The sequence below is a fragment of the Waddlia chondrophila WSU 86-1044 genome (assembly GCF_000092785.1).
GTDB lineage: Bacteria > Chlamydiota > Chlamydiia > Chlamydiales > Waddliaceae > Waddlia > Waddlia chondrophila.
The window spans coordinates 132,599-157,872 of sequence record NC_014225.1 but is presented as its reverse complement, the minus strand read 5'-3'; the positions used below and the strand labels follow the sequence as shown (position 1 = coordinate 157,872).

Below are 25,274 nucleotides of genomic sequence, written 5' to 3'. Positions count from 1 at the left end.
TATTAACCGGGACAGGTAAAATTTGTCACTCTTTTACAAAATAAGAGTTCTTAGGAATTTCGAGCTCCTTTTGTCCTTTTTTGACGTCAAGAACCTGATTAAAAAATATTAATGTTTATTAAATTGATAATAAATATTTTATTTTATATAATTTAATAAAGGGAATTTTTATTAATAAACTTGAGAATATCAATGAGCATTGATGGATATCGATCATCAGATACATTGGCCAAAATTCAACAGAGCACAGCAGCAAAAGACGTCAAACGGACAGAAACGAAAGAAGAATCCGGCAAGACAATGGTTTCCTACGACGTCAAATTACAGGGACGATCGTTTAAAGTAACAGTAGGCTTCGACAAAACTCAGCTGGAAGCGCACTACAAAAGCCAACTGGATGAACTGCCGGAAGGCCAAAAAAATGTGCTTACAGTTGTTGATAAGATTGTAAGTGGAATAAAAGCAGAAGATCTTATTGCCATGTCTGGAACGAGAATTTCCACCTCAATTGCAGATCATGCGGATGCTCAACACACAAAGGTGCATCTCCAGGGTGAAAAAGATCCCACCTGCTTAAGTGAATTGGACGGTAAGGGAAAAGGCGAATTAGCAAAAAGCATCACAAACGTCATTCAAACATTTTCAAAGCAAGAAGTCAGACAACTTATTCAAAATGCAAAGGAAAGCACTTCATCTCTTTCTCCTACTCATCAAGTTCAAATCCCCACAGTGAGTTTTCAAGAATCCTCCGATCCCAAAGTAGAGGAAGAAAAAGACGACCCCCTCATTTTTTCTGTCTCTGTACAAAGGGAAAACCCGGAGAGCCTTCCTTCAGACGAACAATCCCCAGCCAAAAGGACCGAGTCCAAAGTCCAGGCTGCAAGCACTGCGGCCTTTCGTTTGCCAGATGAGAATAAAACTTCAGATAAACCCCTGATGACAGGCTCCACTGAAGATCCTGGTAAAAAAATTTTTCAAAGATGGTCGGACAAGCAAGGATTTGTCGCTGATGAAACAATAGAGCGTATCGATACAGTGGAAAAGCTTCAGAAAAATGCCAGCCAAGAGATCGGCTATCTAAAGCAGAAATTGAGTGATTGTAATCCCGAGGAAAAAACCAAAATAGAAGCGAGGATCGATCAACTCGAAAAAATAAGGGTTAAATGTCAGCAAAAAGGCGCGAGCTGGGCAAACTCAGACTATTTTAGAGATATGCTGCGAGGGAATTCAGATCTTAGATCTGCAGAAAATAAAGAGGGGATACGAGGCGCTATACAAGAATTTTCTAAAGTTATGGATGAAGAATACTATGCAAAAGCTCCTCCGGTAAATATGCGGTACCACAAATGCGATGTCCGAGGAAAGACAGAAAAAGAAGCAACAAGCACAGGATGGATAAGAGTGGGTGTCGTCAGTTGTATGGACAACGGTTTTGTCAACCAAAGTTCTATGAGGGAATTACAAAACGCTCTGAAAGAGGGAAAAGAGGATTTAGCGACAGAAAAAAGAAATGAGATGACGCAAGGAATCTTCGAAGTCTGGAAAGAGCAATCGAAAAAAGGAAATTCAAATATTGATGCTTCAGCAGGATATGCTCTAACTCAGCTGGGATATTCTCTTGAACAGGTGGAAACTATTGCAGATATTATCAAAAAAGGAGGAGATTTCAGCGACATACCTGGAGATGTTTTAAAAATCGGGAAGGAGAATATCGCACAAGTTGCAGAAGGCGTCGATGCCGTCATGGAAAAAAGAAATCAGTTGATGGCAAATCAATTTCTCCAAATCGTGATGGAACAACTTGAACATTCATCCCCTGAAGATCTGGCAGGCAACCAGCTTCGCATGCTTCATGTAGGGCTCCTAAATCATCAATCCAGATCCGTTGACGGCACGGGATGGTATCACAATGAAGATCAGGAAATGCAAGATATGGCAGACATATTCGACCAGTTTGATCAGGCAAAACTGATTTGTGATGGAAAAGGCCCCTATATTGATTCAGATGGAAACATCCACCTTCCCTCCATGTCCCAACTCCCTGAAGGAGTACAAGAACTTAGCCTGCGCGCCATTTATCTAAACCAGTCTGTACAGGGGCATACTGAAAATGATGGAACACAAAGAGAGCTCAATGAAAAAGCACTGAAAAAATTGAAGGGGATGGGAATAGACGACGAAACAATGAAAGGATTGGAACAAAAATTGACAGGCAAAAAATCGGGATACACGTCGGCCGCAGATACAGTAAACCTTGGTTTAAAAGCACGATTTAAGGTATCGACGGGATGTTTGAGTGCAAAAGATAGAACGGGATTTGTTTCAGCTTTGGTAACCAAAAGGAAAATGGAAGAAAAGCGGTTCCCAAAAAGTACCGTTAGAAGGGTGATGAGAGGGCAACTAGGAACCAGCAGTCCCGCTGTCAGGGTGATAAAAGATAATACTGGAACAAGAATCATGAAAATCACTCCATTTAAAATAGAAGGATTGACAAAAGACGAATATAGCCCAACAAACTTTGCCGCTAGATTAATTGTTTACGCCAACCAGGGAATAGAAATCATGAAAGAGCGTAAAAGGATCGCTAAATATGAAAAACTTGGCAAAGCTTCTGCCGCCGCTTAATCAAGGATATCCTGAGAGTGTTCACAGAGAGGCTGTGAACACTCTCTTTCCACTTAACGCTGAATGCGGTCCATACCGTTATGCAACATTCTTTCCTGTTCTATTCCCGCCTTAAGACGCTGAGATTCAATAGCTTCATTAATAATTTTTTTGTAATCGCTTGTGCCTGTTTGATTCACAGTCTGCAGGACTTCCTCCCTCGTTTGACTAGGAAGATTCTTAAATTTCTGCCGTCCTTCCTTATCTAACTGCAAAAGAAGCGTGGTTTCTGTCATCGGTTTTTTTTGCAGACCTTTAAATAACCCGCATTGTTGGTGGCTCTCTCCCCACTGTTGATATTTATTTGAATAAGAGCGCTCTTTTGCCATCAAAGGCGAAAAAACCATTGCAGCTGCCAAAGCCGCAGCCATTGCTTTCCCTTTCATTTTCCTTCCTCCCTAAGTGATTGTTGTTGTTGACAATCAGAGCGACTACTAAGAGGGTGTCTGCAAAGTCAATGAAGCGAATTGCGTTGACTTTGCAGACACCCTCTTAACCGCTCTTCCTCCGAACGTGGATACGTGTCAGATACCCTCTGAAATTAGATATTTATCAATACATTTTTTTATTTTCAACCACTCCACATCCATACCACCTAAACTTTTAAAAAATAATGGTTTACCTACAAATTATTATGGATGAAAATCTTTAATTGAACTATAATTCGGATCAAAATTTGAAAAAGTAGGAAAAATATGAAAAAGGGTATGGCAAGCGCCGGATTGACACTGGCAATGATGTGGATCGCCCACTTCCTGGTCGACGTTATGATCGGTTTTTGGTCTGTATATAAAACAATTTCCGGTGTTGACTTAGCCATCGCAGGATTGATTGCTGGAATCTGTCCTTTCATTGGAGAAGGGATGCAGCTTCTATTTGGCTCAATTGGAGACAGAGGCTATCGCAAGCAGCTTTTTCTATTCGGAGTTGCAGCAACTGGAGTCAGCTCTCTGCTACCGCTGTATGAAAGCTATTTTTACTTCTTCCTTATCTTCTTATTGACATGCATTGGATCAGGCGCATTCCACCCGACTGCGGTAGCGATCACCAGCGGACTGACACAAAAACGAAAAGGGTTGCTCATTACGATTTTCGCCTCCGGAGGGGCTTTAGGGCTTGCTTTGAGTCATATGATTTTCTCCTTATGGTATCTTCATTTCCAATTTTCAACAGCATGGTTGATACTGCCGGCTCTTGTTTTGGTGCTATATACGGCGACAAAGACAATGCCTGGAGCATCGGATCGGCCTGCACAGGCTGGCCGCCGCTACGGATTCGAAGCTCTGAGAAAACTTTTTGGATACCGTGATTTAAGAGTTCTCTACTTTTCACAGGTTTGCATCCAATCCATCTACTGGGGAATGATGTTTCTTCTTCCCGACGTCTTAACCTCTAAGGGATATCCTGCCTGGATGTGTTTTGGGGTTGGACATTTCGTTTACATTATCGGAGGAGCCTTCATGATGATTCCCGGCGGTTATCTGTCAGATCGGTTTTCCGCCCGCAGCGTCCTTCTTGTTTCAAGTACGATGGGGTGCGCTCTCTTTTACCTGTTTTTACTCACTCCTTACCTGTCTATCCCGGCAGCCCTTATCCTTCTTGCGTTAACGGGGGCTTCCTTAGGAATGGCAAATCCTGTTGCCGTCGCATTGGGAAACAAAATCATGCCATCCCGCCCAGGTTTGGTCAGTGCATTCCTCATGGGAATGGTTTGGTGCGTTGCCGAATGGCTCGGACCCGGCGGCGGAGGTTTGCTGACTAAACTGTTTTCGGAAAATGCCCCAACATTCGCATTATCAACTCTTGGCCTTCTGTTCTGTGTAGGGACTGCATTGACAGCTCTTTTGCCAAGCACAGTAGATCAAGAATTCGAGCTTGATCTTGCCTAGGGTATAAGCGTATAATAACCCTGATGTACTGTTGGAAATGCCAAAAACAGCTTGACGATCCTCCATCCCCAAGACTGCCGTTCCGTGCAACATGCGATCACTGCAGCGCATGGCTCCACTGCTGTGTCAATTGCCGCAATTATCAACCAGGACTTCCTAACGACTGCAAGATCCCAGGTACTGAACAGATTGCCGATCGTGAGGCATGCAATTTTTGCGACGAATTTTCTTTAAAGGAAACAAACGATCTTTCCTCAAGCTCCATTGAAGAGGCCTCCAAGAAACTCTTCGGCGAGGAAACAAAGTTCGAAAAAAAGAATTTTAATGACCTCTTCAATGACTGATGTCTGGCGTCTTTTCCTCTATTTCCCATTAGGTCTGGCTCCTGCAATTTTTTTCGGTTCCCGATTTATTGTTCAATGGATCCAAAGCGAACGACTCAAACAATCAACTGTCACCCCTCTATTTTGGAAACTTTCGTTAGCCGGAAACCTGCTTTTTATGCTCCATTACATCATTCAAGTGCAGTACCCTTTCGCTCTCATTCAGGCTGCAAACGGAGTGATTTCCTGGAGGAACCTGAATCTGATGGGAAAAAGGAAACCCTTTTCTACCGGCACGGCAATCGGGATCATGGCAGCAGCCCTTACAGCGCTAACTTTAAGTTTTGCAGGACAGAGTTATCTTTTAATCGGCGAATGGGACTGGATCCGCACACCAACGAAATTTATCAACGAATCAAGGGTGCACCATTCGTTTGGCTGGCATCTGTTAGGGGCGTTTAGCGGCGCGCTTTTCTCCAGCCGTTTTTGGGTGCAGTGGTGGCAGGCAGAACATCGCCAGCGTTCTGAACTGCGGTCGGCATTTTGGTGGCTCAGCATTGCCGGCAGCATTCTCTCTTTGATTTACTTTGTCGGAATTCAGGATATTGTCAGTGTATTCAATCAAAGCTTCGGGCTCATCCCTTACGTCCGCAACCTCATGCTGATCAATCATTCAAAAATTAAGTAGAAAAGAATAACTGCTATCTTTATAAAAAGAATTTGAGAATCTAAAAAAAGCACGCTCAGATTCATGAAGGCTGTTATTTCCCCTGAAAACCATCACGCCGTTATTTTCGATCTTGACGGCATCATCACAAGAACGGCCAGTGTACACGCAAAGGCGTGGAAGAAGATGTTTGATGATTTTCTTAAAGCGCGGGCAGAAGAGTACAAAGAAGCATTTGTCCCTTTCGATGAAAATGTCGACTATCTCAACTATGTCGATGGCAAGCCTCGCTATGAAGGAATTCAAAGCTTCCTGTCTTCACGAAGCATTAACCTGCCCATGGGAGATCCAAATGACGGACCGGAATCCTTAACCATTTATGGATTAGGCAACAAGAAAAATCAGCTGTTTATCGATGTTCTGCAAGCAGACGGAATCGAAGTCTACGAAACAACCATCGCTCTCATCCATGAAATCCGCCGCTTAGGAGTTAAAACCGCTCTCATTTCCTCCAGCAAAAACTGCCGCAGCATCATCAAGCAGGTAGGGGCAGAAGATCTTTTTGATGCCCGCATCGATGGCTTGGACGCTATCGAACGTAAAATCAAAGGGAAACCGGCTCCCGATATCTTTTTGAAAGCTGCTGAAGATTTAGGTGTCGATCCGTCCCATGCTGTCGTGATTGAAGACGCCATTTCCGGCGTCCAAGCAGGAAAAAAAGGGGGCTTTGCCGAGGTGATTGGTGTCGATCGCTCAGACCAACGGCAAGCTTTACTCGAAAATGGGGCCGATGTCGTCGTTAAAGATCTAAGAGAGGTTGAAGTGATTGATCAAACAGCTAAGAAACCGCATGCCTTGGAAAATATCGACAAAGTACGCGAAAGGCTGGCAGGGAAAACACCTGTCATTTTCTTTGACTACGATGGAACATTGACGCCGATTACAAGTCATCCGGACAAAGCGCTGTTGGATCCTGCGATAAAAAAAACTCTGGAAAACATGAAAAAGCGCTTCATGATCGCTGTGATTAGTGGTAGAGACCGCCTCGATGTGCAGGAAAAAATCAATATCGATGGAATTTTTTACGCAGGCAGCCATGGATTTGATATCTCAGGACCGAACGGTCAGCATTTTGAAATTGACGAAGGAAAAAAGAAGCTGCCGATGCTTGGTGCCGCCGAAGAGGAGCTCAATGAGAGGATTCCGGAGGTTAAAGGCGCTTGGGTGGAACGCAAGCGCTACTCAATAGCCATCCATTATCGCGGCGTTTCGAAAGAAAAGGAGGCGGAAGTAGAAAGCATCGTCGACGAAATTCATCGCCGCTATAAAAAAGATTTAAGAAAGGCTATCGGGAAGAAAATCTTCGAATTGCAGCCGGATATCCCTTGGAATAAAGGAAAAGCCTTAAAAAAGCTTCTTGAATTATTCGATCTGGATCGACCGGAAGTCTGCCCCGTCTATCTTGGAGACGATGTAACTGATGAAGACGCTTTTTTTGCCATCTCGGAAAACGGATTAGGAATCGCGGTGCAAGATGAAGATCAGCCGACCCATGCCCATTTTACAGTGAACAATGTAGAGGAAGTGCACTCCTTTCTACTCCAATTATTCAACGATGCATAACAATAACTGGATCCTCTCCTACAACTCTTATATCCCCGAGCAGCAAGGACTCAGAGAAACCCTTTGCACGTTGGGCAATGGCTATTTCGCTACCCGCGGGGCTTTCGCAGAAGAAGATGCAGACCCCATTCACTATCCAGGGACCTACATTGCCGGCGGTTATAATCGACTGGGTACTGAGGTTTCAGGAAAAGTGATTGAAAACGAAGATCTGGTCAACTTTCCAAACTGGCTGAGTTTGAAATTCAGAATCGACGGCGGCGAATGGATTCAAATGAAAAGCATTAAGATTGAGGAATTCGCTCAAACCCTTGATCTTAAGCATGGAATTTTGAAAAGGAAGATCCGGTTCAAAGATGCCTACGGGCGAATTTCAACATTCACAGAGAAACGGCTCGTGCACATGAAGCACTACCATCTGGCTGCCATCCGGCAAACGATCAAAGCTGAAAATTGGTCAGGAACCATTGAAATCTTGTCTGCTCTGGACGGCAGAGTGCTCAATCAAGGAGTCCCCCGATACCGGAAGCTCAACTCCTGCCATCTAGAGCCGATTGCCGAAGGGGAAAACGACGACGGAAACCTATTCCTCAAGGTGCAGACGACACAGTCTGAAATCCGCGTTGCGCAGACTGCACGCCATCATCTCTTCCTCAATGACGCCCGCCTTGCCTCCGAGCCTGTGCTGATTGCAGAGGCCGGATATACAGCCCACCAGTTCACGGTGAATCTTAAAGATGGAGATGAGCTGGCTATTGAAAAAGTGGTTGCAATGTACACTTCCAGAGATCCCGCGATTTCCGAACCACAGTACCAGGCGGAGCGCAACATCGTTTTAGCTCCGGATTTTAAAGAATTAGAGCGGACGCATGCCAACATGTGGAATTTATTATGGGGACAATTCGATATTGAAATAGAAACTGCCGAGCGCTCTATCGAAGACATCTCTCCGCTCATGGTTTTGCGCCTGCATATCTTCCATCTGCTGCAAACCGCCTCTTACAACACGATCGACATTGATGTAGGAGTTCCTGCTCGCGGATGGCACGGAGAAGCGTATCGCGGACATATTTTCTGGGACGAACTCTATATTTTCCCGCTTTTAAATTTGAGAATCCCTAAAATTACCCAAGCACTGCTCAAATACCGTTATCGAAGATTGGACGAGGCGCGCTTCCTAGCGCGCGAAGAGGGGCTGCAGGGAGCAATGTTTCCTTGGCAAAGCAGCAGCGACGGTAGGGAAGAGAGCCAAAAAGTCCATCTCAATCCAAAATCGGGACGCTGGATCGCGGATTACTCCAATATTCAGCGCCATGTCAATCTCGCCATTGCCTATAATGTGTGGCGTTATTTTGAAACGACAGACGATCTGGAATTCCTCCGCTCTTACGGAGCAGAGATGATTCTCGAAATCACCCGTTTTTTCAGCAGCCTGTGCGTTTACAACGACTCAACTGACCGTTTCGAAATCCACCACGTTATGGGACCGGACGAGTACCACGACGCCTATCCGGAAAGCCTCGAACCTGGGCTAAGCAACAACAGTTACACCAATGTCATGACCGCTTGGTTAATGGCCAAGGCGATCGAAATTCTTCACATTCTTCCCGAAGACCATCATCGAGAGCTGTGCAGCATGCTGGAAATTCGGCAAGAGGAGGTGGATAGATGGGAAAAAATCTCTAAAAAAATGCGTGTCGTTTTTCATAAAGACGGCGTGATCAGCCAGTTTGAAGGCTACGAAGAGCTCAAAGAATTCGATTGGAAAGGATATCGGAAAAAATATCAGGATATCCAACGGTTGGACCGGATTTTAGAAGCGGAAGGAGACTCTGCCAACAACTACAAACTCTCTAAACAAGCCGATACCCTGATGCTGTTTTACTTGTTCACATCACAGGAACTGCAAGAAATTTTTGACCGCCTGGATTACCCATTCACCTCCGATCAGATCCCTCAAAACATCAATTATTATTTAAGACGCACTTCCCATGGATCGACTTTAAGCCGAATTGTGCATGCTTGGGTTCTCTCCAGGGAAGACCGCTACATTTCATGGGATTTGTTCATCAACGCGCTCGATAGCGATGTCGCCGATATCCAAGGAGGAACCACGCCTGAAGGGATCCATTTGGGATCTATGGCAGGGACTGTCGATATCATTCAACGTTGCTACGCAGGCATCGAGCCTAGAAAAGATGCCCTTTGGTTCAATCCATCTCTTCCGGAATCTCTGAAAAAAATGCGCTTTCATATCCACTATCGAGGGCATTCTATCGAAGTGGAAATTACGCATACTCAATTGCGAGTCGCCTCAAAATTTTCTACAGAGAAAGAGATCAATATAAAATTCGAAAACCAGCTTTACACTTTAAAGCCTGGAGATGTTAAGGAATTTCCTCTTAGAAGCTGTCTACAAAGTCGAAGAACTCCATTTTGAAACACTTCTAAAAAAAACATCGCTTAAAATTATTCCCTTAAGTTATTATTTTTCATTGATTTACATAAGAAAGTTTAAAAATGGATCCTCTATCAAGTTCGTTAAGCTCTCATTCAGAAACTCCTCAAGAAACGCTTAAGCGGAAGCGCAGTGCAGAAATTTTAGCCAACTTAAGCAAAACGCGTAAAGTTTCGACAATTTCCGGCAAAATTTCTTCGTTATATTGCAATGAAACATTAGACTTTGACGATATTCAAAGCTCTACACCCTCTTCAAAACCGCTATTTACCGAACATCTCATTATCAATTATCTTTCGCAAATCTCAGAAATCCACAAAAAAGACTGGAAATGGCTTCAAGAGCAGAGCTTCCCTCCTTTCATTCGGCAGGCAGTGCATCTTCTTTTTAAAGCTCTGAGCAGTAATGAACCCCCTGAAAGTCGCCATGAAATGTTTGTGTGGGGGCTAGTACAGGGAACACTGCTTTGCAGCAAAGATAAGGAATTTCATGAGATTAAACTGCTTTTTGGAAGAGTGACAACGAGCATGTACACTCGGATTAACGCTTTAAAAATCCATCGAGAAGCGCTCAAACACTACACTCCTCAAAAGATTTCCTCCGATCCCGATATCAAACAAGAACTGCTCTCTGGCATATCCGGCACTTGTCCTTTTATTGTCACAGAATTGGCTAGCCTTTGGAGCATTGCTTTCCAAGCTTCAGGCAGTTTGGATATCTATCTTTCTCCCAACCTCCCCAACCAATTATTTCAGGTCAGCGTTCCTCAAAAAAAAGATCCCATCACATTTTTCCGAATGCAAAGTCCTGAAAGCGAAGCCGGCATGTTGGACCCGCTGTATCTGCAATTCTTAGCGTCCCTTGATGCACGTTGTTCCAGTCATTTAAGCTTAGTCATGTTAAGTCCTCATATTTTTGACAGCGAACAACAAATTGCCGGAAAACGTTTTCAATTGCAGTGGACATTTCGCAATTCCCTGAATGTATGGAGATGCGAACCCGACTCTGATTTTGTTTCTCAGGATGCAGAATTTTCAAGAGAAGAGCCTGTCGAAGATTTTTTACACACGCTAAGAAAGCATTTATTTAAAGAATCTTCATCCTTTGAAATTTTAAAAGAAATTCGAGAAAGTACACATTTCAAAAATCAAGTAGAACAAGCGATCCTCTTTGTCAAAAATCTTTTCTTTGCAGATAAGAAAACTCTGAACAAAGAGGAAAAGCAGGATTATGTGATCATGTGCGTCGCTCTGCTAATGGAGAATTTTTGCGATGATCTGGAGCCATTTACAGTGGATACTGCATGCCGCTCCCATATCGATAGAGGAATGATGATCTCCACGATCATTTACATCTATTTAATGATCAAAAGCGGCAAGGAGAAAGACAAGCAGTTCCTCAACTACCTCAAAGTATTGACTCTTGCACCCGCTTTGATCGTTGCGCAGCGCCCTCCCCATCAACACATCATGAAAAGGGTTTTATCGCTGGCTTGCCGTCTGCTTCAACCAAATGCCATTCAGCAAATCAAAACAAGCCAGACGTTTTTCAGCGGCTGCAGTTTAACAATTCCTCAAGAGGAGTTCCTGAAGCAGTAGCAATCACCCGTGCCAGTTGATTCGGCACATAGTGGTAAGGGATTACCTGCAGATCGACAATTCTGACAGAGGAAGACGAAGCTCCCTCATCAACTGCCAACTGCAATGCCTGATCTTTCAAATCTTCCAGCTGTTTTCCCCGATCCGACAAACTTAACACGGTATCGATAGTGGCCGATACCTCTGCCAAAGCGGCGCCATAGGCATTTGCAACAGCTTGATGCTCCGGTTGAAAAGCAGAAGCGATCGCAGCCCCTCCACCTACTGCAATCACAGGAAGGTCTTTCCGACCGCCGCGCATCTTTTCCACTCCACTGGCAACTTGAGACCTCACTGTAGCGATCAAATTTTGCGCTTCAATTGTTGAAAGGCACACCCTGCTAACCTCTGCACCAGGAATTGACATGACTCCGGCAACGCAAGCCGCATCAGTCAATGTTAGAAATTCTCCGCCAAATACCTGAGCTTGCGTTCTTAGCGCACCGCCGCAACTTTCCGGACCAATTCGCCTCCCATCGAGATAACTGCCTCCGCCGATTGGAAGCGCCAATACATCGGGAGCACGAAAATTCAACGCCACACCTCCAAACGAGACATTGTGGATTGAGCGCCTTGGAAACCCATTTTTTACGCAGCCAATATCTGTTGACGTCCCTCCTATATCGACAACAATCGCATCGGAGAGACCGGCAAGGCGGCTTGCTCCGATGAATGAATTGGTCGGTCCTGAAGATACCGTTAATAACGGATACTCAATTGCCCGCTTAAGATCAATGACGCTTCCATTGTTCTGGGTCAGATGCAAAGGAGCATTGACGCCAAGCGCAGTCAAAGTCTCCTTCAAACGTTCAAATCCTTCTCTCATCGGTTTTTTCAAAGAAGCATTCAGAATCGAAGCATTTTCCCTTTCAATAAAGCCGATTCCTCCAATTTCCGAAGAAAGAGTGATCGGGAACTCTTCTCCCAATACTTCTCTTACCGCTGCAGCGGCCATTTCCTCCTGTTCGGATAGAATGGGGGAAAATACACCGACAATTGCCAAGCTTTCCACCCCCGCAGCAGCAAGCTTCTCCGATGCGTCCTTAATTTGAGCAGGATTCAGCATGGTGATGGCACGCAAATCGCACTCCCATCCCCCATCCACCGTTTCCACTCCTGCAAAGATCTTCTCTTTTAGAAACAACGGCCATCCAGCACAAGGTTTGAGAGCATCGGGCCGATGACCTGCTAAACGGATCACTCCTGTACGAAAGAGATTTTTTCCCTCCAACAAAGCGTTTGTGGCGTGGGTAGTTCCCACATGCACAGCTTTCAGCTCGTCAAGATGCCCGATTTCAATAAGAGCTTTTTTCACCCCCTCTTCCAAAGGACGAGTTGTCGCCGTTTTAAATGCGCGCACCATCTTTCCTTTGCTTACCAAGACAGCATCTGTGTGTGTCCCTCCAATATCTATCCCAATCAACATTTCTGACTCCTTAAGTTAAATTTTTCCGGTCCGACTAACGATAGACCTTCAGGCGTTTTCCAAACTTCAGGCGAAGGAAGGCACAGAAGATCAACTCTCAAACCGTATTGAAGCGATTCGCTTGTGACAGGACGAACGCTTTCCTCCTCAACGGGGATGATTATATCCGGCGTTGCAGCCAGCACGCGATCTCCTTGGAAAGCCGCCAAAAATTCATTTTGGTACTGAACAACAATCGGTTCATCGAAGCATTCCAGAGTAAACATTCCATTCAAAAATCCTTCCTGAATGGATTGGTCGATATCCACAACCACTCCCGTTCCTAACACACGTCCTCTCGATTCCCGGCAAATGCCTTTCAAACCGTCACGCTTTAAGCCGGCTCCAAGGGAGATCGCCTGCGAGACTGTTCCAGGAATCAAAGCTTGCTTTGCAGCTTCGCCGCTCATCAAATACACAGCAACAGCTGCACTCGACCCCATCTCTACACAGATCTTTCGGCAGCATTTCTCCATCGCCCCTGCATCTTTGATCTCAACAACATCTGTATTTCCCATCGGATCGGATAAAAAAGCGGGGGTTGACTCCACTCCGTGCAAATGGCAGGAAGACATCTGCAACTCGGGAAACGCACGCCCCAACGTGTCTGCATCGACAACCGGAAGCCTTGCCATCGCTCCGGCAATCAACGGAGTGAATGCGTTAGCTCCGCCGATCTCAGCTGCGACTAAGTGCGTTGCACGCTTTCCTAAATGCGATTCAATTCTCTTGAGGATCGCAGCGTATTCTCTACCGCTCGGCAACCGTTCCATGCTAACAAGAGGCGCTCCCATAAATGCGATCGGCACAACCAGTGCGTTATCAGGCACTTCTTTCAAATCGACCAGGTCAGGCGGTCCATACTCTTCAAAAGCCTGCTTAGCCATCAATAGCTCATAGGCGGGATCACCTCCTCCTCCCGATCCTAGAAGCGCAGCTCCTAATGCCAAGTCATCCAACTGTTCTTCAATTATTTTTTTCATTGATCCATCTCTCTTTTTTTAGGCTAAATGCCCCCATTGCGATTAAACTTGCAATAAAACCGTCCAAAACGGCGATTCCCGTTGCTGTAGATGTGGCCAGAGAAATCATTCCCGCTCCCGCGCCAATCATCCACGAAGCGAAATTTTGCTGCGGAGTTGTTTTATTCTCGGAAAGAAAACAAACGATCAACACAGCCCCCATACTTGTCAGAACAACTCCGATCGGCTGTAGAACCAACTCCAACCCATCCAATAAAGGAAAGACAGAAAGCAAAGTTCCTACAGAACCAGCCAAAAGCGTCCGTTTGGAAAATTCCACTCTTTGCAAAACAGGTTCCAAGCTAACGGCAGCGGAATAAAGGTTCGCGCTATTGGTTGTCCATCCAGCAATTAATACAAAACACAATACCCATAACTCCCATACGCCTGAAGCGTGCGCTCCCATCAACACATCTAAAAAGCCTTTTTGCTCTCCGGAAGAGGAGAGAACTACTCCAACCATCTCCACAGAAGGAATCACTAAAACAAAAAGAACGCAGACAGCAATGACTGCATCTTTTCGACTTTTGGCACTCCGAAAGAACGTGGGCAGATCAACCACAGCACCTATGCTGCAGGCAAGAACAAGAGAAAGCCCTGACATAGTGAGAAGTTTTGGTTCCAAAGCCACCCCTTTCCCTTTATCGGCGCCAATAAGTCCTGCAACGATCGTTGCGATTAAAAGAGGCATGCTGAGATTGGCAAGAATTCCTACTCCGCGCAACCCTCTCGTCCCTAGAGCTGTCATCACAACCCCCATCCCCAAAGGAGAGGCGATCCCTATTGATGACGGGAGAATCTGATTTAAACACTCCCCCATTAGATGCAGCTGAATAGCAAACCATCCGATCATGGATAGCACCATTGCGGATGAAAATCCCCCTTTGCCTTGATCTCCAAAACACGCAATTGCACATTGGATAGTGGATAAACGCTTCTCTGCACTATACACACCGCTCACAAATGCCAATGCCAATAGCAAAGTGTTTCCCAAAACAATTGCCATTGCTGCTGACGCCATGCCGTAGCTTTTACCCAATGCATGACCAATCACAAAGACGGGGAGGCAAATCGCCCCCCCAGCCTGGACAGCAGTTAACTGCAGCCATCCTTGCCTGTCCATTATCCCGTCCTTTGGTTGGCGAGCAGATCGCAAAATACGTGGTCGATGCAAAGCTGCTCAGAATTGTCCAATGAAAACCCCTTAGACACCGCTTCTTCAAAAAGAGAGAGCAGCGTTTCTTCTTCATCAGAAACCATTCCTGGGATCTTGCGGAACATCTTTTTGCTGCTTTTTGTATCTGTATACTGCCCGTGCTGGGCGGTATTCAGATCGATCAAACGTAAAAGTCCTCCGCTTTTTTCCATGGTATCTTCCACATAATCGAGTGTTTGCAAGGCTTCGAAAGCCTGTTTCGAAAACCCTTCGATCACAATAACGCGGCGATTCAAATCATCAGAGAGCACAGGACTGACTTTATAGGAGCTCCCATCGGATTTAAATAGCGTCGAACAGGCAAAGTTTTCTTGCTCTAACGGATGGCTTCCGATATTTCTCACCTTGAGAAGCACCGGAATTTCTTCAGCCATCGCCCGCAAGAAAATCACCTGGGTCAAGTAAAAGAAAGGCAGCTCAGACCTCTCTTTGCTTTCCAGTACACGGAGATTAGCCGTGTATTTCTGCAATCGTTCTCCATTATTTCCTGCAATAAGCAACGCTTCCTTTTGCACAAAAGCAATAGAGTCGAGGCAAATTGCCTTTTTCGCTTTCTCTACAATCTCGATCAACTGGCTGGTCGGCACAACAAATCCTTCCTCTTGCAAAGATTTAGGAGAGGAATGAATTTGATAGGTAAATATTCCCATCTCCTCTCTAATCACATCCACCTTGGCTAAAGTCACCAAGTAGCTGCGGATGATAAAAACCGCACTCGGATCTGCAGTCATCTCTAGCCCATCATCTTCAATCATCATTTTTTGCTTCACTCGACACGCTTGCTGCAACTCGGAGATCTCTTTTAAGATCGGCTGCTTTTTCAATTTAACGGCTTGAAACGCTTGCGCAAATTCCTCGCAAAGAGGATCTCCTTTGGAAAGATTTGCTTTCCTTCGCTCAATGCCGATCAAGCGATTTTCTTCAACAAGCGGCATAAGCTTTTCCCTCTCGATTTGAGCAACTTGAACCTTGCATTCCTTATCAAGAGATGCAAAAATTTTTTCCAGATCGGCCAAAGCGTCAAGCCTTGACTTAATTGTCTTTTTTAAGACATCTAATCCTTTAAGATTCAGCATACATAGCTGAAATGCGCGGATTTGGCACGCCTGATCTCCGGCGGGCACATCAAGCGACTGAAACCGGCAGGTTTCAAATGCGGCCAACGCTTCCAGAGCACGTTGATAGATCATCGTCCGCACATACAAACGATCTATGGAAGAGCATTTAGCATCTTCCGAAGGAAGCAGGCTGCCAAGCACAGGCATACCTGCCTCCAAAGAAGACAAACAGTTCATTGGATACTCCTATATAAAAATAAATTTAATTTAAGAATCTAAAAATCAGATTCTTAAGAGACCTCTAAAAAACTCCGCAAAAGTGAAAAATCAATGGAACATAAAGAACGATTTTACACGGTGAAGAGCTTCGCTGCGGACTCTATAATAAAAGTTAAAAATGTAAAAAAAGGATCGGCTTAATAATGCCGTTTATAAGAACGACGCCAAGGATGGTGAAGAGAAGAGATGAAAGGAATTGATAAAGTAACAGTTAAATTCGATAATGGGCACGCGCTTTCTATTGCGCTGCCTAACGACTCGTTGAGTCTATTCAAAGGGCAACAACTATTCATTTGATAGATCCTTATGGGTTGTATCAAAATTTTTTAAGCCTAAATCAACTAACTTAGGCATTGTCGATAATTTACTCTTTTACTTTATTAAATTCAATAATTTTTATTCAGCATCCCTTACCTCTCAAACTGATGCAGCATCGACCTGCCGACCTTTCTTGAACTTTTTAGACGCAATGTTTTCAGACTGCCGCTATCAGGCTCCCACGATCTGCTGTCCTCGATGAATAACATCCCTCCATGTGCTAGCAAGTCGGATTGATCGATTGCTTTCAACACTTCCGCACTATGGGAAAAATCCCGATTTTTCTCGAAATATGGAGGATCCACGTAGATCACATCAAATGTGCCAAGCTTTGGGAGCAGCTTAATCACATCCCCAATCACTGCCCTAGCACAGTCTGCAAGCCCCAATTCTTGAATATTCTCTTGGATACAGCGGATGCTTCCTCGATCATGATCGACAAAAACAGCAGATCCAGCGCCTCTGCTCAACGCTTCAATCCCCATCGATCCGCTTCCGGAAAAGAGATCGAGAAACCGTGCTCTCTCAATTTCCTGCTGGCAAATATCGAAGACTGTTTCCCTCAATCTCGAGGAAGTGGGGCGAGTGTTGAGCCCTTTAGGAGACTTTAACTTCTTTCTTTTTAGCTTGCCGCCAATAATCTGCAACATGGCAATCTGCTCCTCCAACTTCAAGATCCGCTCGAGCTTTGAACCTCTGAGTTCACTTCAGCACCTTGAACTTAAATAGGTATTCCTGGCCCGATGATGCTGTTAATTTCGCGATGTAATCTCCGGAGGGCCATCCTCCTTTGGGAGAAGAGTAGGAAAAGGAGATCGTTGATTTCCCTTTCCTGTCTAATTTCGTAGATAACGGCCGAGCCGAAGTTCCTGAGTCCACATGCTCAAGAAACAGGGTGACCACCGTCTCTGGCTGGCCATTATCGATGTAGACATTGAAGAACAAAAAGTCTTCATCCCCTTCTACTTCATCCAACGGGGTTGTGACAATGCCTTGCTGATTGACCTCTGTTCCCAAAACAATCTTTGCAAATTCCAATGGCTTCGGAGGCGAATCCTCTTCCGGTTTATCGAAGACTTCTTCAGCCTCTGCAATAGGTTCAGGCTCTTTCAAAAGCTGCTGCCTATCGATTTTCCATTTTCCATCCTCTTTCACGAAGTCGAAACGAACGGGAAGCGTCTCTGCGCCCTTTGTTGTGATAAAACCTCTCAAAACCGCCCTGCTATTTTGATCAAGAAGGCGATTGAAATAACTGCTGCGATGCTCGATGAATGCAGGATTCGCAGCAAAAAATGCTTGAAAATCTTCGACTGAGTTGTGCACACGATATTCTTTGCTCATGATCTGTTCATAAGCTTCGTTAATATCCTCATAATGAAGATAGGCCCTCTGCTGCCGCAGCAAGGAAACAAGTTGATCTGCAAGAGGAGGAACCGTTGCATTTCTGGACTCTTGTTTTTCCTTAACAGGAGAATCGACCACCTCCATTCCCCAAATCAACCACTCCCCTTCTTCATACCCCATACGGAAATCAACAGCAGTAATCCCTTCCTCATCGTGAAGATTGACCCGAACCCAACCCGTACCATTCTGCACTTCCCTTTTTTTAATGTCCGCCATTTCCCTGACTGAAAAAGCGGGGAAAGAACGGATAAATTTTTTAAAATTTTCAAATGAAGTGGAGCCCTGAAACTCCTTGGAGGTGAGCTGATAGGCGCGTGAGATCTGATGTTCTTCCAAAGCTTCCAAAAGTTCTCTAATCGGCGGCACTAACGCTTCGGGATTGGTTTCCGCCTTTTGGATCGCCACTTCCGGAGGCAGGATCACTTTCAGGCTATAGATTTTCCATCCATCCGATTCGCGAGAAAGCGTGTAGTTTAGCAGGTAGGTCTGTTTCCCGTTTTCCAAGTGTAAAGAGACATATCCGCGATCATCCTCCACTCTGCTATTTTCCGAATCGATCATGCGATAATTGAACAGAATAGGATTTTCCTTAACAAATGCTTCAAATTCTCCGATAGAGATCTGTTGTTGGAAATCTTTTGAAACAAAACCGTAGTAAGCTTCGACGAAATCCCGCTCACGCAAAGCTTGCAGCTGCTCTTTGGCAAAGTCGATCATCTTATCCGCTTCGTCATCCTGTTTCAGCTCGGTTAGACGCAGGCCGGCCACTTTCCATTTTCCATCCTCTTTAACAAGCCCCCAATCAACCTTCATCTCTTCCATTCCCTTTGAAACCAGTATTCCGGTGAGATGAGCGCGCGAATCTTCAACAGTAGACGTTTCCAAACGGTAGGACAAATTCTCATAGAGAACTGGATAGATAGAAAGAAATTCACGAAATTGAGGCAGAGAAGTCGTCTGTTGAAACTCTTTCGACATATGCTCGTAGTAGGCTTTGGAAACACGATGGTTTCTTAGGTCCTGCAACTGATCTCCCACGACGTCGAAAGATTTATCCGAAGAAAAATAGGCAAATCCCGCAACAGCTAATCCTCCAATAAAAAAAAGAAAAAAGAGCCTAACCCATGGGGAGAATCCTGACATCCCTTGATTTGCTGCCATGAATAACCTGCAGTTAATAACACGCCTTAAAGCAATACATTAGAATCTATAGCGAATTAACTTCAAGAGAATTGGCCTGTGAGGTAAATAAGCGATGGCGATCGCTGTAGTGGGAAATGAGCTGCTCAGCCTTCTTAAAATTCATCTTCTTTAAAACTTCATATACATCCAAACCACGCGCATTTTGCCCCTGCTCAAAGTACAACTCTCCTAGACGATATAAAATGTCATAATCATCCGGGCAAAGCGAAAGCACGATTTCGTATTCACGAATCTCCTCTTCCGGCATTCCGAGATCGCGATAACTATAAGCTAACTGCACGTGGACCCAAGGATCATCGGGAGCATAATCATTGAGAATTTTAAACTCCTCGATTGCTCTTTCTGCAGTAAAGCGGAAACGCTCCACCAAAAGGCTGCGGTATGCTGCATTCGGGATTCTGCTCGCTTCAAAACTATATTGATGACGAGGATTGATATAAACACCGGAAAGAGTGACATAGGCATTAGCCAATGCAGCGTGCACTTCCAAATCTGTAGGCTCCATTTTGACAATTTCAAGGTGTTCATCAACAGCTTTAAGCAGCAGCCGTTCACGCATATAATGGACATCATGCCAATGCCAAAAACGACTGAATCTTTCCACACTAGGACGAAGAAGCTCCAACCAATCGGGCATTTTCCATAAGGCGTGATCTTTCCCATGCAGCGCAGCAGCGTACTTGGTGCAAGCTGTCGCCAGCGCAAATCGGTGTTCAGGAACTTCCTGTTTGAAATGGATCAATTCGCCGCAAAGGCTGACGAATTCTTCCAAAGCATTTTCAAATTGTTCCGGCTTTTTATCGTTCAAATACAACCGAATGATAAAGTAGGAAAAAAAAGTAAAAAACAACGCAGCCAACCCTGCTGCAAGCAGCGAAGACTTCACCAACTCTGAAATAAAGAACAACACAAAAAAGACTTCAGCGAATCCGATAAAAAAGAAACAGAGATGAAACATGACATGCCGCTTCACCATCCTGTAAAATGCAGGCAATGCCTGTTCAATGACACGATCTATCTGATCGTGAAAAAAAATTGAATCAAACGGAAATACTTCCTCTCCCTGAAGGGATGAGCTGGTCATGGCAAAGCCTTTGGGACTTATAATCCTAAGGTTATTGTTATATACTTTCTGATGAATATAAATTAAATAAAAAAATCAGATTTTTTAATCAATTGATATCAAATATTTATTTTTAAACTGGTTCAGGGATCGTGTAACCTTGCTTAAGCTCTTCCTGATAAAATAAAAACAGGCCGATAAAGACAATTGCAGCTGATAGATAAAAGGCGCTCGAGATCACTTCCGACAGAAAAAACCAGCCATAAATTGCAGTAAAAAGCGGCGTTGTAAATCCGGCAAACGACATAAACGTAGCGGTGAAACGCTTTAGCAAGTACCCATATAAGTTATAACAGACCATGTTGGAAACAACCACCAGCAAAATCATGCATTCAGCAAAAGAGACCATGTCAGTCACAGGAAACGGAGCCCAATCTTCGATCAGGTAGGAATTGGCAAGAGCCATTGCGCCGCCGATCACCATGCTTGTCCCATTAGCCATCATCGGAGACACTCCTTCATCTTTGACAAGCCGCCGTAAAATGATCCAGCCATAAACGCTAGTCACAGCAGCTAACATGACTGCCAACTCTGCCCACGAGACGAAAAAGAGATGCCTAACCCCTTCTTCCGCTACCGACTCGGTGAGAAGAATAGGGAAAAAACCGATAAAACCAACAGCAAGGCCGAGCCATTTTTTAGGAGAGAGGCTTTCGTTAAGTGAAAAATAAGAGATAAGAGCCGAAAAAAACGGCGACAAGCTATAGATAAAACAGGTTTTAAAAGAGGTGAGGTATTGGAGCCCCCAAAACTCGAACACGTTTGTTAAATAAATATTGAATACAGCGAGCTGCAGTAATCCCCATAGAGCGCTTTTACTAAAAGAAAACTGGCGGCGATGAAAAATAAACAGATAAAAAAGAAGCAGCACACCGGCAAATACCATGCGTGTTCCGACAAGAAAAAGAGGCTGAGTGTATTGCAGTCCAACCTTGGAAATAGTAAATACACTGGCAAAAAAAGCATAAAGTAAAACGACTAAGTGCATCTCTTAAAACACCACATTTTTAGCAAAAATTTTAACAGAAACACATTTAGAAAACAAATTATCTGACGATACGCTCTAAGGATCCAAACTAACCCCTTCAGGCAACGATTTTTTCGCTAACTCCGGATCAATAATCCTAAGACGGTCATAGTAATCGATCCGAATTCTCCGCAGTAACTCGGCATCCTTATTCTTTTTTACGTATACCGGATGATACAACGCCTTTAAAATAAGGCTGAGCCCTGCGGCATTCTGCGGCGAAAAAGCTAGAAGTCCCTCCAATGTTTTAACTGCATCCACTGGTTGACTAACAGTTAAATAAGTCGCTGCAAGCCTGAGATAAGGGTCTGGATCGAATGGGGAGAAACGGATCGAATGATGGTAGGCGTCGACAGCGCTTTTCCAATCTTGTTTTTCTACATAAAGATTTCCCAGCTGTTCCCACACATCTGAATCGCTAGGAGCAAACCGTGAAGCAGCAGCGACAGACTCAATAGCTTTATCCATCTTTTTCTCCGCTTCGTAGACTAAAGCAAGAAGCTGCAGAACTTCGATATACGAAGGATCGAAAAAAAGTGCCCGATCAAATTCCTCTCTTGCTTTATCATAAAGATCGACTAAATAATACACTTTTCCCAGCAAATGATGCACTTCCGGCAACTCAATCTCTTTTCCTTTTAATTTTTCTAAGATCAACCGAGCCTGCTGCAGATCGACAGAATCGTTGATATTGGCAATTGCGCCAGCAATGTAGATCTCTACAGCTAAATCGATTAATTTTTTTGCATACTCAATCTGAAGCGTGATATTTCCAGGGTTTTGCTCTACTCGATCTTTCAATAATTTCACAAGCGGGGCGATCGAGCCTGCCTGCTGTTCACGCCTTTCAAGAAACTCCAAGACTTTCACATTCGCAGGATCCATCTGCAAAGCCCTTTGAGCATAAGAAAATGCATCGTCTTTTTTTGCCAGTTTCATGTAAAGCTCTGCAAGAGTCAAAAGGCCGCCGGGCGTCTGCACCAGTTTCTTTTCCAAAAGCTGGGCAAGATCCAGCGCCTTCGCGAACTCTCCCATATCCATCCACAAGAGAATTAATTCCTGATTATCTTCAATCGAACGTTGAGAAGGCTCAGGGATCTCCTTAACGATATACTCAAGCAGTGGTAAATTCCCCGTGACTACCATCATTCTAGCCATTTGCAGCTTTGGGAAAAGCGGCACTTGCCTGTTCGAAAGCCATTCGTTGGCAATTTTATCAACCTTTTCAAAATCTCCCCGATGCAGCAAGGATTGCATCCAGGCAACCACTTCTTTAGGAACAAGCTCTCTGATTTTCTTAAGCTTCATGATCTGCTCCAATGCAAGATCATACCGTTTCAACTGCATAAGGACACGGATATAAGGATAACGATAATCAGCATCGTTTGGTTTAAGCTTGAAATACTCCTCATAAAAAGGGACGGATTCGATATCATAGCCCAGTCGCTCAAATCCCATTCCAAGCAAAGGTAAAATGCGAAGCTTGATCCCCTTTTGATTCTCAGCGGCCTCGCTGTCGATTTGCAGCATCAGATCCTTTGCTTCAATAAGCCTTCCTAACTGGAAATAAACTTCCGCTTTTTCAACCTGGGCCAATAATGATGGATTGTCGATCTTATCGAAGTAGCGCAACGCATTTTCAGGATCATTGCGAACAATTTTAAAATAGAGCCCGGCAACAAAGAATCTGTTCCATTGGTTGAGTTTCTTTCTGATGAAAGCCTGAAAATAGGGAGAAAAATTGCTGTCGACAGGCTGAGGAGGTTTTTTAAGCAATTGACCCAATTGAACTTCAGCTTGTTGAGTATTCCCCAACGCAGTATAAGAATCCACCACAATACCGTGAAAGCCATCTAAATTCACATATGGAGGCTTCATCTGATTGAACAATTCAATGGTCTCATACCAGCTGTTCAATTGAAATGAAGCAAAGACTCTTGCTGGGAGAACCTCTGGATTCTTCTCATCAACTTTTTCCAACCACTCAATCGCCTGGGTCGGCTTATCTTGAACTAAGAACCCATAAACAATGCGCAAATAGATCTGTGGCTGCACCGCACGCGTCTTTGCAACCTCTTCCAACCACTGCCTTCCCTTCTGCTCATTACCTGATAAAATCGCTACAACCGCATGCGCTTCGCGCATTTCATCATTTACGGGAGGAATGTCTTTCAAATACCCGCTCGCTTTTTCATAATCTGCGAAATAATAGGAAACCATACCAACCAACCGCCTTGCCCTCACACTCTCAGGATCAATTGCCAGCACCCATTCAGCTTTATTCTGAGCTTCGTTCAACTGCCCTTGCAGATATAAATATTCAGCTTCTTCAAGCTGTTGCTGCAGTCCTTGCCGATTCTTCACATCGATGCTCGCAATCTCAAGTGTTTCAACGGCATTCATTAGATCGAATAATTCAGGCAGCATATCCTGCTTTAATGCATCGGCGTAGCGAAACTTAAACATTTCCTCTATAGATGCTTGCACCTTCCCTTTATAATCATGAGGAGCCACTTTTTTTGCTGCTTTCAATAATTCGATAGATTTCCCTCTTTGTTGGGGAATTTCCCAATATCTTTCAGCAATCCTCACCAGATGATCTGCCAATTGCCTGGAATCTTCATCTTTATCCTCGGCAATCATATAAAAATTGATAAAGGCGCCCGTCTTTGTCAAAGAGGAATCGTCACAAAAAATCGACTGCAGCACCTTTTGGATTGCTAAATCGGAAAATTTCCCATGTACCCTTTCATCTTCTGGCTGAAAAGCTAACAACATATTCCAGTATGCTGCCAAGAGCTCGGTTTCTTCTCTCTTTATCGCTATCTCCAGAAGATTTTCGAACCTCATTCCGATCTCTTCGCACACGCGACTATCTTTCAGCAAGTAGGCGAGAGTCTCTGCGAGATGGCCAATCTCTTCTTGGTCTCCTTTCATGAACTGCTGATCCAAAGTCGCGATTAGAAGATCCTTCAGCTCGCCCACTTCTTTGTTCTCCCCCCATTGTTCGTAAAGTTGAACATAAAAAGGAAGATATTCAAAATCTTCAGCCGCCAATATCTGCCGAATCTGTTTATTAAGACTTTCGGCCAGCTCTACTTTCTTTTCTTTTTTTTGGATACGGCTTAAATACCCGACAGCCATTCGATAATGGGGAATCGCCAGATCGTAAGACATTGCTTCCGCTTCGACTAAGTACGATTTCCCATACAAACCATTAAACTCATCCATCTGCAAAGGAAAAAACACCGGTTTCATTTTTTCCAGCATCGCTCTTGCTTCGTCTAAAGAACCTGTCTTGATCAAACAATCAATGAGATGTTCTGCATACCAAATAGTGTCGATTTTTTTGGAGAACCTTTGCTCCATCCAGGGAGATTGATATCCACGAGATGATGAAGAGGCAAATGCTTGCAGCGCTTTTCGATTTTCGCCATCGTGATAAAAAACAACTCCCATGAATAAAGAGACCCATTCACAGTGGCCACCTAGAAAACGCCGCGTTTCCATGAGCTGTTTTTTTAGCAGGTCTAGATTGTTTTGCAGATATGCGCTCAGCATCAAATTGAGGTACACCTCCGATAATTGGGAGGAACTAGCAGCGCTTGACTGCACAATTTTCAGCAAAATCAAATCCGCCTCCTGCTCATCGCCAGTTTTTCTTAGAATGTACGATTTCTGCAGAAGATAGTCTGCTTTTGTATATAAGCGTTTATTTTTCTCCAGGGCAACAAGTGCTTCGGCATAATCTCCATTTTGGAAATGTTCCAGCGGCTCTTCTTCATCCAGAGGCTCTCCGGAAAAATAGTAAAGGCCCATTCCACAGCTTGCTGCCAACAATACCGCTAATCCTAAGATTTTTATCTTCAACTTGAATCCCTTAAGTGAAAAATTTATA

Annotated in this window: 17 protein-coding genes; 7 read left to right on the top strand and 10 right to left on the bottom strand. The window is 44.4% G+C overall.

Going from position 1 to position 25,274, the window contains the following annotated elements; translation table 11 throughout:
- Positions 1–192 precede the first annotated feature (192 nt).
- Positions 193–2,625: a hypothetical protein gene (locus tag WCW_RS00690; RefSeq protein WP_013181248.1), complete on the top strand. Its 2,433-nt coding sequence runs from the start codon at positions 193–195 to the stop codon at positions 2,623–2,625.
- 53 nt (positions 2,626–2,678) lie between these two features.
- On the opposite strand, the gene WCW_RS00685 is transcribed toward WCW_RS00690, so the two are convergent.
- Positions 2,679–3,050 (bottom strand): hypothetical protein, encoded by a 372-nt coding sequence (locus WCW_RS00685; protein ID WP_013181247.1) that lies wholly within the window; start codon positions 3,048–3,050, stop codon positions 2,679–2,681.
- Between the two features lie 309 nt (positions 3,051–3,359).
- Between WCW_RS00685 and WCW_RS00680 the strand changes: the two genes are divergently transcribed.
- The 6 genes from WCW_RS00680 to WCW_RS00655 all read left to right on the top strand — a co-directional run bounded on the left by WCW_RS00680 (position 3,360) and on the right by WCW_RS00655 (position 11,222).
- A complete protein-coding gene (locus WCW_RS00680; protein WP_013181246.1) occupies positions 3,360–4,553 on the top strand; it encodes an MFS transporter in 1,194 nt (397 codons plus the stop codon).
- 23 nt (positions 4,554–4,576) lie between these two features.
- Entirely contained in the window at positions 4,577–4,897 is a 321-nt protein-coding gene (locus WCW_RS00675; protein WP_013181245.1) for a hypothetical protein, read from the top strand.
- Positions 4,890–5,564, top strand: a complete 675-nt coding sequence (locus tag WCW_RS00670) for a lipid-A-disaccharide synthase N-terminal domain-containing protein (protein WP_041941657.1) — start codon at positions 4,890–4,892, stop codon at positions 5,562–5,564. Before WCW_RS00675 ends, WCW_RS00670 begins: the two co-directional genes overlap by 8 nt.
- Before the next feature lie 63 nt (positions 5,565–5,627).
- Positions 5,628–7,166 (top strand): trehalose-phosphatase, encoded by a 1,539-nt coding sequence (gene otsB, locus WCW_RS00665; RefSeq protein ID WP_013181243.1) that lies wholly within the window; start codon positions 5,628–5,630, stop codon positions 7,164–7,166.
- The gene (locus WCW_RS00660) at positions 7,159–9,606 is read left to right on the top strand and encodes a glycoside hydrolase family 65 protein (RefSeq protein ID WP_013181242.1); all 2,448 of its coding nucleotides are present in this window, start codon (positions 7,159–7,161) and stop codon (positions 9,604–9,606) included. The genes otsB and WCW_RS00660 overlap by 8 nt, the downstream gene beginning before the upstream one ends.
- 80 nt (positions 9,607–9,686) lie before the next feature.
- Positions 9,687–11,222 (top strand): hypothetical protein, encoded by a 1,536-nt coding sequence (locus tag WCW_RS00655; RefSeq protein WP_013181241.1) that lies wholly within the window; start codon positions 9,687–9,689, stop codon positions 11,220–11,222.
- On the opposite strand, the gene WCW_RS00650 is transcribed toward WCW_RS00655, so the two are convergent.
- The 9 genes from WCW_RS00650 to WCW_RS00610 all read right to left on the bottom strand — a co-directional run bounded on the left by WCW_RS00650 (position 11,173) and on the right by WCW_RS00610 (position 25,246).
- On the bottom strand, positions 11,173–12,687 hold the full coding sequence (locus WCW_RS00650; protein WP_013181240.1) for a hydantoinase/oxoprolinase N-terminal domain-containing protein: 1,515 nt from the start codon (positions 12,685–12,687) through the stop codon (positions 11,173–11,175). The two genes, WCW_RS00655 and WCW_RS00650, sit on opposite strands and share 50 nt — an antisense overlap.
- The gene (locus WCW_RS00645; RefSeq protein WP_013181239.1) at positions 12,681–13,709 is read right to left on the bottom strand and encodes a DUF917 domain-containing protein; all 1,029 of its coding nucleotides are present in this window, start codon (positions 13,707–13,709) and stop codon (positions 12,681–12,683) included. Before WCW_RS00645 ends, WCW_RS00650 begins: the two co-directional genes overlap by 7 nt.
- Positions 13,693–14,871 carry a purine-cytosine permease family protein gene (locus WCW_RS00640; RefSeq protein WP_013181238.1) on the bottom strand — a complete coding sequence of 393 codons (1,179 nt, stop codon included), beginning with the start codon at positions 14,869–14,871 and terminating at the stop codon, positions 13,693–13,695. The genes WCW_RS00645 and WCW_RS00640 overlap by 17 nt, the downstream gene beginning before the upstream one ends.
- Positions 14,871–16,259, bottom strand: a complete 1,389-nt coding sequence (locus tag WCW_RS00635; protein ID WP_013181237.1) for a hypothetical protein — start codon at positions 16,257–16,259, stop codon at positions 14,871–14,873. Before WCW_RS00635 ends, WCW_RS00640 begins: the two co-directional genes overlap by 1 nt.
- A gap of 452 nt (positions 16,260–16,711) precedes the next feature.
- On the bottom strand, positions 16,712–17,269 hold the full coding sequence (gene rsmD, locus WCW_RS00630) for a 16S rRNA (guanine(966)-N(2))-methyltransferase RsmD (RefSeq protein ID WP_013181236.1): 558 nt from the start codon (positions 17,267–17,269) through the stop codon (positions 16,712–16,714).
- Between the two features lie 52 nt (positions 17,270–17,321).
- Positions 17,322–19,184 (bottom strand): DUF4864 domain-containing protein, encoded by a 1,863-nt coding sequence (locus tag WCW_RS00625; RefSeq protein ID WP_013181235.1) that lies wholly within the window; start codon positions 19,182–19,184, stop codon positions 17,322–17,324.
- A 46-nt stretch (positions 19,185–19,230) separates the two neighbouring features.
- Positions 19,231–20,310, bottom strand: a complete 1,080-nt coding sequence (locus tag WCW_RS00620) for a tetratricopeptide repeat protein (RefSeq protein WP_143876329.1) — start codon at positions 20,308–20,310, stop codon at positions 19,231–19,233.
- A gap of 112 nt (positions 20,311–20,422) precedes the next feature.
- Positions 20,423–21,337, bottom strand: a complete 915-nt coding sequence (locus WCW_RS00615) for a DMT family transporter (protein ID WP_013181233.1) — start codon at positions 21,335–21,337, stop codon at positions 20,423–20,425.
- 75 nt (positions 21,338–21,412) lie between these two features.
- On the bottom strand, positions 21,413–25,246 hold the full coding sequence (locus WCW_RS00610) for a DUF1347 family protein (protein ID WP_143876328.1): 3,834 nt from the start codon (positions 25,244–25,246) through the stop codon (positions 21,413–21,415).
- Between the last annotated feature and the right edge of the window lie 28 nt (positions 25,247–25,274).